Genomic DNA, 13,448 nt, shown 5'->3' with positions numbered 1-13,448 from the left:
CACAAAGACTCTCCCAAAGCGGCACCACCTCCGGAATGCACTTTGCATTCCGGCAAGCGCGGCCGCCCGGCGCTTGAGGGAAAAACTAAATCAAGGCATTGCCGTCATGCCGCCATCCACCGTCAATTCGGTGCCGGTCACGAAGGCGGCTGCGTTCGACAGCAGAAAAAGACAGGCATTGGCCATATCTTGCGGCGTTCCGAGACGTTTCAGCGGCACATAATCTGCAATCATCTCGCCCTTGGCGGGATCGTCGTACCAGCGCTGCTGCATCGGCGACAGGGTGGGGCCGGGAAAGATCACGTTGGAGCGGATGTTGTCAGCAGCGAACTGAATGGCGACGGACTTCGACAGCGCCACCATGCCGGCCTTGGAGGCTTGATAAGCGTCCTGCGGCTGGGTGTCGCCGCGCAGGCATTGGATGGTGGAAATATGCACCATCGCGCCGCCGCCTGTCTGCTTCATCAGCGGCACCGCGTGGCGCACCGTATGCACGACCGATTTGAGATTGATGGCGAACACCTGATCCCACAGATCTAGATCGATATCGACCGCTGATTTATCGCGCTCGAACCACAGCACTCCGGCCGCATTGATGAGAAAATCGAGCCGCCCGGCGGCCTTGGCCTGGGCGCCGATGGCAGCGGCCACAGCGGCATTATCGCTGGCGTCGCCCTGGATATAGCGCGCCCCTTTTGGCAACCCATCCGGCGCTTCTTTGAGATCAAAGAGCGTGACGTCCGCGCCTGCTTGCAGCAGGCTGGTTGCCGCGGCTAAGCCCATGCCACCGCCGGCGCCGGTGACAAATGCGCTCTTGCCAGAAAAATCCGTGCTCCAATCCATAGCGTATCGCTCTCCTCTATTCTCTTGATGTCAGTGGTTAGTTTGTAGCACCCGTTTCCGGCACCTGCGGCTCATAAGCGAGATTGGGCGCGAGCCAACGCTCGGCCTCTTGCGGTGCGATGTGCTTGCGCCGGGCATAGTCCTCAATCTGGTCGCGCTCGATCTTGCCGAGCCCGAAATAGCTCGATTCTGGGTGGCTGAAATAGAACCCGCTGACCGAGGCAGCCGGACGCATGGCGTAACTTTCTGTCAATTCGATACCGGCGCGATCCGTGGCCTCGAGCAGCGTAAACAGCGTGCCCTTTTCGGTATGATCGGGACAGGACGGATAGCCTGGCGCCGGGCGGATGCCGGCATAGGCCTCGGCGATCAACCCTTCATTGTCGAGCGCCTCGTCTTTGGCATAGCCCCAATGTTCGGTGCGCACGAGCTGATGCAGGCGTTCGGCGAATGCCTCGGCGAGACGGTCAGCCAGCGCCTTGATCATGATCGAGTTGTAATCGTCGTTGGCATTTTCGTAGCGCGTTGCGATGGCGTCCACTTCGGCGCCGACTGACACGGCGAAGGCGCCGATATAGTCGGCGACGCCGCTCTCTTGCGGCGCGATGAAATCCGCCAGCGACATATTGGCTCGGCCTTTGTCGCGCGGCATTTGTTGGCGCAGGAAATGCAGCATCTCGATAGGTTCGCCGCGCGCCTCATTGCCATAGACGGCGACATCGTCGTCGCGCACGCTATTGGCCGGCCAAAAGCCGATGACGCCGCGCGCGCTCAACCATTTTTCCGCGACGATGCGCTTCAACATGTCGCGCGCGTCACCGAACACTTCGCGCGCTGCCTCGCCGACGACCTCATCTTCTAGAATACGCGGATATTTTCCGACCAGATCCCAGGTCCGGAAAAACGGCGTCCAATCGATCAGCGGTTCGAGCTCAGCCAAGGCAAAATTATCGACCGGCTTAGCGCCGAGAAAGGCGGGACGCGTCGCTTTATAGCCGTGCCAATCGAGCGCCCGGCGGTTGCGGCGCGCCGTCGCATAGGGCACTCGGTCGTCGCGTTTTTGGCCGCGTTGATAGCCTTCGCGGATACGCTCGTAGCTTTCGCGTACCGTCGTTTCATATTCGCGCCGGCGGTTGGCGGACAGAAGATTGCCGACCACGCCGACTGCCTTGGAGGCGTCGGGCACTTGGATGACAGTGCCGTGATAGCGCGGCGCTACCTTGACCGCCGTATGCAGGCGGCTGGTTGTGGCGCCGCCGATGAGGAGCGGCAAATCCAGCCCTTCGCGCTCCATCTCCGCCGCCACGGTGCACATTTCATCTAGGCTCGGCGTGATCAGGCCGGAGAGACCGATAATATCAACCTTCTCACGCCGCGCCGCATCGATGATCTTGGTGACCGGCGTCATAACGCCAAGGTCGATCACTTCGTAATTGTTACATTGCAGCACCACGCCGACGATGTTCTTGCCGATGTCGTGCACATCGCCCTTGACCGTCGCCATCAGGATTTTTCCGGCCTTGGTCTGCACCCCGCCGTGATCCTCGTCCTCCATATAGGGAATGAGAATGGCGACGGCTTTTTTCATCACCCGCGCGCTCTTGACCACCTGTGGCAGGAACATCTTGCCGGCGCCGAACAGGTCGCCGACGATATTCATGCCGTTCATCAATGGTCCTTCGATGACATGAAGCGCGCGCTCCGCTTGCTGCCGCGCTTCTTCCACATCTTCGTCGATAAAATCGCCGATGCCGTTGACCAATGCATGGCTGAGACGCGCATTTACATCCTGCTCGCGCCATGTGAGATCGGCGGCCTCTTTCTTGCCACTGGCGCCGCCGCGATGGGTATTGGCCGCTTCCAGTAAGCGGTCGGTGGCATCCGCGCGGCGGTTGAGCAGCACGTCCTCGACCCGCTCGAGCAAATCCTTCGGAATATCTTCATAGACCGTCAACTGGCCGGCATTGACGATGCCCATATCCATGCCGGCGCGGATGGCGTGATAGAGGAACGCCGAATGCATCGCCTCGCGCACTCGGTCATTGCCACGGAACGAGAACGACACATTGGAAAGACCGCCCGAGACATGCACACCGGGCAAATTTTCCCGGATGCGCCGGGTCGCGGCGATAAAGGCGCGACCATAATCATTATGCTCCTCGATGCCGGTGGCGACGGCAAATATATTGGGATCGAAGATGATATCCTCGGGTGCAATCCCGACCTTCTCGGTCAACAGTGCATAGGCGCGGGCGCAGATCTCAAACTTGCGCTCCTCGGTATCAGCCTGACCTTTTTCATCAAACGCCATGACCACCATCGCCGCGCCGTAGCGCCGCACTAGTTCAGCCTGCTGCAAGAAACTCTCTTCGCCTTCCTTGAGGCTGATCGAATTAACGATCGCTTTGCCCTGCACGCATTTGAGACCGGCTTCAATCACCGACCATTTGGATGAATCGATCATCACAGGCACGCGGCTGATATCCGGCTCGGCGGCAATCAAATTGAGAAAGCGCACCATCGCCGCTTCCGAATCCAATAGCCCCTCATCCATGTTGATGTCGATGATCTGGGCGCCGTTTTCGACCTGCTGGCGGGCGATTTCGACGGCGGCGTCGAAATCGCCTGCGATGATCAATTTGCGGAACTTGGCCGATCCCGCGACGTTGGTGCGCTCACCGATATTGACGAACAGACCGTTCACGCCCGGATCTCCAGTGGTTCGAGGCCGGACAGGCGTAGATGTTGTGGCATCACCGGAATCTCGCGCGGCGCGGCACCGGCCACCGCTCCGGCGATGGCACGGATATGTCCGGGCGTTGTGCCGCAACAGCCGCCGAGAATATTGACCAACCCGGTCTCGGCCCATTCGCGCAAGAACGTCGCGGTTTGTTCGGGCGCTTCGTCATATTCGCCGAATTCGTTGGGGAGACCGGCATTGGGGTATGCTGAGACCCGCGTGTCGGCAACGCGCGACAACTCGGCAACATAGGGGCGCATGTGGTCTGCGCCGAGCGCGCAATTGAGGCCGATCGAGAACGGGCGCGCATGGCGGACCGAATTCCAAAACGCTTCGGTAGTCTGGCCGGTGAGGGTCCGCCCCGACAAGTCGGTGATCGTCCCCGAAACCATGAGCGGAACGCGGTAGCCCAGCTTTGCGAACAGCTCTTCGAGGGCAAAGATGGCGGCTTTGGCGTTCAGCGTGTCGAACACGGTTTCGAGCAGCAGAAGATCGACGCCCCCTTCGATCAGCGCCGCCGCCGCCTGAAAATAACCTTGGCGTAAATCATCAAATGTGACGGCGCGGTATGCCGGGTCGCTGACATCCGGCGAGATCGAAGCCGTCTTGCTGGTCGGGCCGAGAGCGCCGGCGACGAAGCGTGGCCGCCCCGGTGTCGCGGCAGCACGCGCCGCATCCACGGCCAAGCGCGCCGCCGCCATGTTCATGTCACGCACTAGATTCTCGGTGCCGTAATCGGCTTGCGACAATGCGGTCGAATTGAACGTGTTGGTGGTCACGATATCGGAGCCGGCTTCTAGATAGGCTTCGTGTATGGCGCGAATGGCGTCGGGCCGAGTGAGCGAGAGTAAGTCGTTGTTGCCCCTGAGGTCGCGATTATGCTCGCGCAGCAGATCGCCGCGAAAATCCTGTTCCGTCAGGCTGAGCTGTTGGATCATCGTGCCCATGCCGCCATCGAGAATGACGATGCGCCGCCCCGCAATCTCATCCAGCATCTGGACGCGTGCTTGGCGTTCGCTCATGCGGCTGCTCCCTGCAACGACAACGGCGCGCGAACGCCGAGCGCGTGACAGATAGCCCGCGTCAGCTCGGCCCGGTTGAGCGTGTAAAAATGAAAATTTTGCACCCCTTGGGCGATCAATCGACGGCACTGCTCGATGGCGATCCAGCCCGAGATCAGGCGGCGTGTATCGGGGTCATCGTCGAGCCCGTCAAACAAGCGCGCCAGCCAGTCCGGCAGCGAGGCGCCGCAACGCGCGCTGAAATTGATCAGGTGCGCGTAATTTGTCACCGGCAGGATGCCCGGCACGATCGGCACCTCGATGCCGGCGGCGGCGGCACGGTCGCGAAAGCGCAGGAACAGATCAACATCGAAAAAGAACTGCGTCATCGCGCGGCTGGCCCCGGCGTCGATCTTGCGTTTGAGATTGTCTAGGTCACTTGCCGAGCTCACGGCCTCGGGATGGCCTTCCGGGTAGGCAGCAACGCTGATTTCAAAATTGGCGACGCGCCGTAGTCCGGTCACAAGGTCGGAAGCATAAGCATAGCCGTCCTTCGGCGCTTCGAATTTCGTTGCGCCCTCGGGCGGGTCGCCGCGGAGCGCCACCACGTGACGCACGCCGGCATCCCAATAGCGCCGGGCGGCGTCATCCACCGCGCCGCGCGAATCGCCAACGCACGTCAAATGCGCCGCCGGGGTGAGTGCTGTATCGCGCATGATTCGCTCCACGGTATCGAAGGTGCGTTCACGCGTGCTGCCGCCGGCGCCGTAAGTCACGGAGACGAATTCCGGATTGATCGGCGCCAGGCGGAGAATCGCACTCCACAATTGTTCCGCGATCTTATCGCTGGTCGGCGGAAAAAATTCAAAACTGATCATTATATCGCTTAACGCCGGTGCGCATACCGCTTCGCCCAGCCGGTCGCTCGCAATTGCGGGCGGATTCTCCAATGATGATTTTGTTTCGGTCATGCCCGGCCAGCCAAAAAAAGACCGCTCCAGCTATCACTGGGCGGCGCCCATCGCTTTAGCCGGATTTTTATAGCGTCCGCAAACTGTCGGTCAAATCGGCGCTTTGATGTCGTTGACATATAGGGATTTTTCGAACTCTGTCAATGGTTGGGAAGGTTCCGGGTATACTGGCACATGGCTGAATTATCGATTAACGACAGGCGATTGAGCGTGGCGCCGATGATGGACTGCACCGACCGGCATGGGCGCTATTTTATGCGCCAGTGCAGCCGCCATGTCCTGCTTTATAGTGAGATGATCACCGCCGCCGCCGTGCGCCATGGCAAACGCGATTTTTTGCTGGCCTTTGACGCGGCGGAGCATCCGGTTGCGCTGCAACTCGGCGGCGGCGATCCGGCGGAACTGGTGGTGGCGGCCAAATTCGGCCAAGCCGCCGGTTACGGTGAAATCAATCTCAATGTCGGCTGCCCAAGCGACCGTGTGAAGAGCGGACGCTTCGGCGCCTGTCTGATGGCGGAGCCCGAATTGGTGGCGCGCTGTGTCGCGGCGATGGCGGACGCCGTCGATCTCCCGATCACGGTCAAATGCCGCATCGGCATCGATGGGCGCGACAGTTTTGAGCAATTGCGAAGCTTCGCCGGCCTACTGGTCGAAGCCGGCATGGCGAGTCTCGCCGTGCATGCCCGCATCGCCATCCTGGAGGGCCTAAGTCCCAAGCAGAACCGTGAGATCCCGCCGCTCGATTACGAACGCGTCTACCGCCTGAAAGACGAATTGCCGGGGCTCGAAATTATCCTCAATGGTGGCGTGCGCAGCCTCGCTGATGCGGCGCAGCATTTGCAGCGTGTCGATGGCGTGATGATCGGCCGCGCCGCCTTTGAAGACCCTTATATCTTGGCCGAAGCAGATGCGCGCATATTTGCCGATGCCCGCGTCGCTCCGAGCCGCCATGATATCGCTCGCGCCATGCTGCCTTATACCGAGCGCGCGCTCGGCGGTGGTGCGCGGCTCAACCACATCACCCGGCATATGCTGGGGCTATTTCACGCCCGCCCTGGGGCCCGCCTATGGCGGCGTTATCTGAGTGAAAATGTGCCCAAGCCAGGTGCCGGACCGGAGGTCATCGAGCAAGCGCTAGCGCTTGTGCCTGAGATGGTCTGAGGGCAAAAAATAAAGTGCAAATCGCACTCCCAATTTGTCCGGACAGATTATATGATGCCCCCGCGCTCGCGAGAGACAATTAACCAGAACAGGCGGATACATGGCTAGAATCGGTGTCGATGTCGGCGGCACGTTTACCGACCTCATTCTAGAATCAGAATCGATTGGCGGCAGTTCAGGCGGTGTGATGGTGCATAAGGTACCGAGCACGCCAGAGGATCAATCTATCGGTGTTATCCGTGGCATCACTGAGATCTGCGAGATGGCCGGCGTTGCCCTCGGCGATATCGAAAAGATCGTGCATGGCACCACCGTCGCCACGAATGCAGTGATTGAATATGACGGCGCTGAGGTCGGCATGCTGACGACGCGTGGCTTCCGCGATATTCTCCTGCTGGCGCGCGGCAAGCGGCCACATAATTTCTCCATGCAGTTCGACGTGCCGTGGCAATCCAAGCCGCTGGTCAAGCGACGAAACCGCATTGTCGTCTCTGAGCGCATCCTGCCGCCGGACGGCCGCATTGAGGTCGCGCTTGATGAAGACGAAGTGCGCGCGGCGGCGGAGCTATTAAAAAAGCGCGGCGTCGACGCCGTCATCATTTGTTTTATTTATTCGTTCCTCAACAACACGCATGAGCAGCGCGCCAAGGCAATCGTCAAGGAAATCTTGCCCGATACTTATGTTAGTTGTTCGAGCGAAGTGGCCGATGTGATTCGCGAATATGAGCGTTTTTCCACCGCCGCGATGAATGCCTTTATCGGGCCGAGGACGTCGTTTTATCTGCGCAACCTGGAAAGCGCGCTGCGCGGCGTAGGGGTGAGCGCGGAAATTCGTGTAATGCAATCAAACGGCGGCGTCACCACCATCGAAGGCGGCAGCGAACGGCCGGTAACGATCCTCATGTCAGGGCCAGCGGGCGGCGTCATCGGCGGCAAATGGGCCGGCGATCTTTCCGGCGTCGAGAATTTGATCACTGTCGATATCGGCGGCACCTCGGCCGATATCAGTGTCGTACCGCGCGGCGAAGTGCGTATTATGAATCCGCGAGATACCAATATCGGCGGCTATCCCATCCTGACGCCGATGATCGATTTGGCGACCATTGGCGCCGGCGGTGGCTCCATCGCCTATGTTGACGAAGGCGGCGCGTTCCGCGTTGGGCCGCGCTCGGCTGGCGCCAATCCAGGGCCGGCATGCTATGGCAAGGGCGGCGTTGAACCCACCGTGACCGATGCGCAAGTGGTGCTCGGTCGTCTCGATGCCGAGCAATTTCTGGGCGGCGGCGTGGCGATCGACCCCAAGCTTTCGGCCAAGGCGATCAAGGACAATCTCTGCGACAAGTTGAACATGAGTCTCGAAGAGGCGGCGCTCGGCGTCATCCGGGTGATCAATTCCAACATGGCGCTTGAGATTCGCGCCAACTCGGTGGCCAAGGGCATCGACCCGCGTGACTATTCGCTGGTCGCGTTTGGCGGCGCCGGGCCGTTGCATGGCGTCGCACTGGCCATAACCGTGGCGGCGCGCGAAACGATCGTGCCGCCGGCGCCGGGCATCAACGCTGCGACCGGCCTGCTGGCCACCGATATGCAATATGAATTTACCCGCTCGGCGTTGATCACCATCAGCACCGCCGAGCAAAGCGATTACGACGTGCTCAACAACCAGCTCGACGAACTGCTCGTCATGGCGAGCGCGTCGCTAGATGCGGATGACGTGGCGCCGGAGGCGCGCAGATTTACCCGCATCGCTGAATGCCGCTATCAGGGCCAGGGCTTCGAGCTGCGGGCCGAACTTCCGGCCGAAGCGGTTGATGCTGGCAATAGGCAGGTGCTGATTGACAATTTCCACGAAGCGCATCGCCGCGATTACGGCCACGCATTTGATGATCAGAATGTCGAAATCATCACGTTGCGGGTGGTCGCTTCGGCGGCCACGGCCAGGCTAAATTGGCCGAAATTGGCGGCGGGAACAGGGCAAAACCCGAAAGACGCGGTGATGTACAGCCGCCCCACCACCTTCGACGGCGGCGAGACCCTGGATACGCCGCGCTATGATCGCGGCAAGCTGACCGCCGGGCAGACGGTTTCGGGGCCGGCCATCATTATCCAGCACGATTCCACCACCTTGATTCCGCCCGGCCATGTGGCCGAAGTTTCGGAATACGGTAATTTACATGTTCGCGGCACGGCCAAATAGAGAGCTGGCGGGAGGAAACGATTATGAGCAAAAAAGAAGTCGACCCTATCACATTGCAGGTTATCGGCGGTGCGCTCCATACCATCGCTAAGGAAATGGGTCATGTGCTGTACCGCATGTCTTATTCCTCGATCATTCGCGAGTCCGAGGATCTCGGCGCAGGCCTGTTCGACGCCGATTGCAATACGCTCTGCGAATCAGATTCCACGCCCATGCATATCGGCTCGATTCCGGCCTACCTGCGCGGCATCAATGAAACCCTGCACGACCCGTGGCAGCCCGGCGATGTAGTTATTCACAATCATCCCTATTACGGCGCCAGCCACTCGCCCGATATCGCCGCCGTCGCGCCGGTCTTTTACGAAGGCGAGCTGGTCGGCTTCTCGGCCAACACCGCGCATCATGTCGATATCGGCGCGGCGACGCCGGGCCTCATTATTGATGTGCCAGATGTGTTCGCTGAGGGCATGCTGTTTAAGGGTGTGAAACTCTATGAGGGCGGTGTGCGCAACCGCGCCCTATGGCATTTCATCTCCACCAATACGCGGGTGCCGGATCAGGTGTTGGGCGATATCGAGGCCCAGGTCGCTTCGGTAGAGCTTGGCGTCAAACGCTTTGTCGAATTGCTCGACCAGTACGGCAAGGAGACGGTGTTCGCCGCCACCCAGCAGCTCATGGATTATTCTGAGTCCATGTTACGCAAACGTATTGCCGCCATTCCGGACGGTGAATACCGCGCTGAGGGTTTTCTCGACGATGACGGCCGCAATCGCGGCAAGACCTTGCCGGTCAAGGTGTGCGTCCGTATCGACGGCGATTCGGCCGAGGTCGATCTCACCGGCTCGTCGCCGCAAGTTGAGACTGCGTTCAATGTGCCGTTCGAGGGCTCGACCAAAGTGGCGTGCTATTTTGCCTTTCGCGCCGTGCTGCTCGACAGCGCGACGATCTCGGAGCATGTGCCGCAGAACGAGGGTTCGTTCCGCCCGATCAAGGTGACCGCGCCGCTGGGCTCGATCTTCAACCCGATATATCCGGCCGCAGCGGAAGCGCGCTTCAATCAAATTCAGCGCGTGGTGGATTGCATCATTAAGGCCCTGGCGCCGGTCATACCCGACAAAGTCACAGCCGGCTGCTCGGCCGATGTGTCGGCCATCGCCTATTCTGGCATGCGCCCGGAGGGCAATTATTGGGTCTTTATCGAAGTTAATGAAGGTGCCTATGGCGGGCGGCCCGCATCCGACGGCCCGGACGGCATCGAGGAGCTGATGCGCAACACGCGCAACAATCCGATTGAGGATTTAGGCATGCATCTGCCGCTGATTTGCGACCGTTATGAATTGCGCGATGATGTCATGCCCGGCGCCGGCGAATTTCGCGGTGGTATCGGCATGATCAAGGTGCAGCGCTATTTGACCGACGGTTCTCTCACCCACGAATCAGATCGCCATGCGGATGCGCCGTGGGGGTTCCTGGGTGGCACCGACGGCGTTGGCGCGCGGGTGCAAAAATATAACATCGCGGCGCCCAACGATATTGAGGAATTGCCCGGCAAGGTGCACGGCCTGCGCAATAAGGTAGGCGATTGCATCGGCGTCCTCAGCGCCTGCGGCGGTGGCTATGGCGATCCGCTGGCGCGCAGCCCCGAACAAGTGCGTGAGGATGTGTTGGATGATTTCTGCACCATCGAGCATGCCCGCGCTGCCTATGGCGTGGTGCTGAATTCCGAACTGGAGATCGATGCCGCCGCCACACAAGCGCGGCGCGGTGAAATGCGCGCCTAAACAGCTTCGATGCGGCAGCAATTTTTGCGATGAAAGTGAGGCTACGCCTTGACTGAAGCCTTTGTGTGCGACGGCGTGAGAACACCCATCGGGCGCTATGGCGGCGCCTTGTCCGCGGTGCGCCCAGATGACCTCGCGGCAATGCCGATCCGCGCCTTGATCGAGCGCAACACCGCGGCCGATTGGCAGGCGGTCGACGATGTCGTCCTCGGCTGTGCCAATCAGGCAGGCGAGGACAACCGCAATGTCGCCCGCATGGCACTGCTGTTGGCGGGCATGCCGGATAGCGTGCCCGGCGCCACAGTCAATCGCCTGTGCGGCTCCGGCATGGATGCGCTCGGCGGCGCGGCGCGGGCAATCAAGGCCGGCGAGGCCGATTTTATAATTGCCGGCGGTGTCGAGAGCATGTCGCGGGCACCTTTTGTCATGGCCAAAGCAGAGACCGCCTTTTCGCGTGCCGCCAAAATCGAAGACACCACGCTCGGCTGGCGCTTCGTCAACAAACTGATGAAAGAGCTGCACGGCATCGATTCAATGCCGGAAACGGCGGAAAATGTCGCCGAGGAATACCAGATCGCCCGCGCCGATCAGGACGCCTTCGCGTTGCGCAGTCAGCAGCGCGCCGCGGCGGCCATGGCGGCCGGATATTTCGACGCCGAGATCGTTCCCGTCAGCATTCCGCAGCGCAAGGCCGAGGCTGTCATTGTCGCGCGCGACGAGCATCCGCGTGCTGGCACGACCGCAGAGGGCTTGGCCAAATTGCCAGCCTTGTTTCGCGCCGGCGGCACGGTGACGGCGGGCAACGCGTCGGGCCTCAATGACGGCGCCTGCGCCTTGCTGGTGGCCTCCGAGGCAGCGGCGCGCGCCCAAGGCTTAACACCGCGTGCGCGCGTCCTTGGCGTCGCGACGGCTGGCATCGCGCCTCGCATCATGGGCATGGGGCCGGCGCCGGCATCGCGCAAACTGCTTGAGCGCCTTGGCCTCACGATTAGCGATATGGACGTGATCGAGCTCAACGAAGCCTTCGCCGCCCAGGCCCTCGGCGTGACGCGCGACTTGGGGCTGGCGGACGATGCCGCGCATGTAAATGCCAATGGCGGTGCCATCGCGCTTGGCCACCCTCTGGGCATGAGCGGCGCGCGCCTGGTGTTGACCGCCATCCATCAGCTTGAACGCACCGGTGGACGCTACGCCCTTTGCACCATGTGCATCGGCGTCGGTCAAGGCATCGCCTTGGCGCTCGAGAAGGTCTAAACGCTGTTTTGCCTCGATCTTGATCGGGCGCAGGCGCCTAAGAAATTGCCGGCCGTATCCCGCGAACACTTGCTCGGGGCGTACCTCCCAGGCTATTGGTCGGCGCTAGACAGGGGAGCCGATGATGGACTGGTATCATATCTGGTGCGATCTCAAGACGGGCGAGAATGACCTCGCCTTTTGCCGCAATCTCGACGCTTATCTCGGCCATCTACAGGGCCAAGGTTTGATCGAGGAGCACCGCCTGATGCGCCGCAAGCTCGGCCTGGCCTTTGACGGCGCCGGCGAGTTTCACATCATGATCGGAACGCGCGACTTGGCGCAACTCGATGCCGCCTTCAATCTCGTATCAACCCGTACAGGCGAGGTAGAACGGCTTCACAAAACCGTTTACAGCGCGGTGGCGAATGTCAAATTCGGCCTTTACCGGGATTTTCCCGATCCACAGCGCGCCACCAGCTGATCACCGCTGAGCACGGCCGTTACTCGATCTCTGTATGTATCGGGGCGTCGGGATGAAAAGCGTGGAAGGCGAACGCGAAGCTGATGTCATGCACCGCATCGGCCGGCCCGTCGGGCCCATCGCGTTGCACCACGACATTGCCGATATCGCGCCCGGCGCTAATCTGGGTCGTATCTAGCGCCGAGTTTTGTCCGGCCTCCCAGGTAATAATCAAGTCGCCACGCTCGATCCGCTTTAGGCGCTGCACCAGCTCCAAGCTCCAGGCCTCCTTGCCGATCACCACAACACGAGCAAGCGGCGCGATATTTTCCGGTAATTCACCGCGGTAAAGAAACGGCTTGGTCGACTGGTCGTAACGCGAATAGGGATTGGCGCCGTAATTGCGCATGCTGGCGTTGGTCGGCACCAGCACTGTCGCGCCCTCTTGGCCTGCGGTGCGCGCTCGGAAGCGTTCGAAGGATTCGACCCGCGACGGCAGCGCAGTGAGCATTATGCCAGTCATTTTCCCGACGAAGGCTTCGCCGGTGAACTGCTGCCACCAGCTCTCCGTCTGGCGGTCATACATCACCAGGTCGGAATTGCGCAGCTTGCCAGTGGTGCCAAAATCGAGCACTTGGCCGTCGACGCGGCGGTCGAACACCAGAGCCGAATTGCACAGCGGGCAAAAGGTGACCGTGATCGGCACGCCGCCGAGGGTATCGTTGGCAATCTCGTGCCAGATGAGAATTCGCACCGGATAGGCGCGTATCTCGCCATTGAGGGCGACCGTAATGACCGGTTCCTGGTCGCCAATATTATTGATTTCGCCAGGCGCACTGTGTATCGGCTGGTCGATCGCCGGGATGCCGTCTTTTGGTGGGCCGCCCGACATGATCTCGTCGAATTCGATCGACGTCCGCGAAAAATCGGTTTGCTTCCATTCATGTGTCCAGGAGCTGGGTGGCTCCGCGGCAGCAGCGCTAGTAAGCGGCAATACGCAAATAAAGATCGCCGCCAAAACGAACGGCAGGAATTTCATCAGCTTTCCCTTCGATTGG

Annotated in this window: 8 protein-coding genes and 1 pseudogene; 5 read left to right on the top strand and 4 right to left on the bottom strand. The window is 60.6% G+C overall.

Annotated elements, in window-relative coordinates; genetic code table 11:
* Positions 1–90 precede the first annotated feature (90 nt).
* The 3 genes and pseudogenes from O3A94_06945 to metF form a co-directional block, all read right to left on the bottom strand.
* Positions 91–843, bottom strand: a complete 753-nt coding sequence (locus O3A94_06945; protein MDA1355989.1) for an SDR family oxidoreductase — start codon at positions 841–843, stop codon at positions 91–93.
* A 37-nt stretch (positions 844–880) separates the two neighbouring features.
* A pseudogene (gene metH / locus O3A94_06940) lies at positions 881–4,605 on the bottom strand (methionine synthase).
* Positions 4,602–5,462, bottom strand: coding sequence for a methylenetetrahydrofolate reductase [NAD(P)H] (gene metF / locus O3A94_06935; protein ID MDA1355988.1), 861 nt, complete (start codon positions 5,460–5,462; stop codon positions 4,602–4,604). Before metF ends, metH begins: the two are co-directional and overlap by 4 nt.
* 267 nt (positions 5,463–5,729) lie before the next feature.
* On the opposite strand from metF, the gene dusA reads away from it, so the two are divergent.
* The 5 genes from dusA to O3A94_06910 all read left to right on the top strand — a co-directional run bounded on the left by dusA (position 5,730) and on the right by O3A94_06910 (position 12,411).
* Positions 5,730–6,716 (top strand): tRNA dihydrouridine(20/20a) synthase DusA, encoded by a 987-nt coding sequence (dusA, locus tag O3A94_06930; protein ID MDA1355987.1) that lies wholly within the window; start codon positions 5,730–5,732, stop codon positions 6,714–6,716.
* A gap of 100 nt (positions 6,717–6,816) precedes the next feature.
* Positions 6,817–8,913: a hydantoinase/oxoprolinase family protein gene (locus tag O3A94_06925; protein ID MDA1355986.1), complete on the top strand. Its 2,097-nt coding sequence runs from the start codon at positions 6,817–6,819 to the stop codon at positions 8,911–8,913.
* A gap of 23 nt (positions 8,914–8,936) precedes the next feature.
* Positions 8,937–10,694, top strand: a complete 1,758-nt coding sequence (locus O3A94_06920; protein ID MDA1355985.1) for a hydantoinase B/oxoprolinase family protein — start codon at positions 8,937–8,939, stop codon at positions 10,692–10,694.
* Positions 10,695–10,742: 48 nt separating this feature from the next.
* Entirely contained in the window at positions 10,743–11,948 is a 1,206-nt protein-coding gene (gene pcaF / locus O3A94_06915) for a 3-oxoadipyl-CoA thiolase (protein MDA1355984.1), read from the top strand.
* Between the two features lie 121 nt (positions 11,949–12,069).
* A complete protein-coding gene (locus O3A94_06910; GenBank protein ID MDA1355983.1) occupies positions 12,070–12,411 on the top strand; it encodes a hypothetical protein in 342 nt (113 codons plus the stop codon).
* 19 nt (positions 12,412–12,430) lie between these two features.
* Here the strand turns inward: O3A94_06910 and O3A94_06905 are convergent, their stop codons facing one another.
* Positions 12,431–13,429, bottom strand: a complete 999-nt coding sequence (locus tag O3A94_06905; protein MDA1355982.1) for a DUF3179 domain-containing protein — start codon at positions 13,427–13,429, stop codon at positions 12,431–12,433.
* Positions 13,430–13,448: the final 19 nt, after the last annotated feature.

Source organism: Pseudomonadota bacterium (assembly GCA_027624955.1).
Classification (GTDB): domain Bacteria; phylum Pseudomonadota; class Alphaproteobacteria; order UBA828; family UBA828; genus PTKB01.
The sequence above is the reverse complement of the archived record's forward strand: the minus strand, read 5'-3'. Positions and strand labels throughout refer to the sequence as shown.

Excerpts from the sequence above, each read along its gene's own strand:
- O3A94_06945 (MDA1355989.1), bottom strand. The coding sequence starts at position 843 with ATGGATTGGAGCACGGATTTTTCTGGCAAGAGCGCATTTGTCACCGGC.
- metF (MDA1355988.1), bottom strand. The coding sequence starts at position 5,462 with ATGATCAGTTTTGAATTTTTTCCGCCGACCAGCGATAAGATCGCGGAA.
- dusA (MDA1355987.1), top strand. The coding sequence starts at position 5,730 with ATGGCTGAATTATCGATTAACGACAGGCGATTGAGCGTGGCGCCGATG.
- O3A94_06925 (MDA1355986.1), top strand. The coding sequence starts at position 6,817 with ATGGCTAGAATCGGTGTCGATGTCGGCGGCACGTTTACCGACCTCATT.
- O3A94_06920 (MDA1355985.1), top strand. The coding sequence starts at position 8,937 with ATGAGCAAAAAAGAAGTCGACCCTATCACATTGCAGGTTATCGGCGGT.
- O3A94_06910 (MDA1355983.1), top strand. The coding sequence starts at position 12,070 with ATGATGGACTGGTATCATATCTGGTGCGATCTCAAGACGGGCGAGAAT.
- O3A94_06905 (MDA1355982.1), bottom strand. The coding sequence starts at position 13,429 with ATGAAATTCCTGCCGTTCGTTTTGGCGGCGATCTTTATTTGCGTATTG.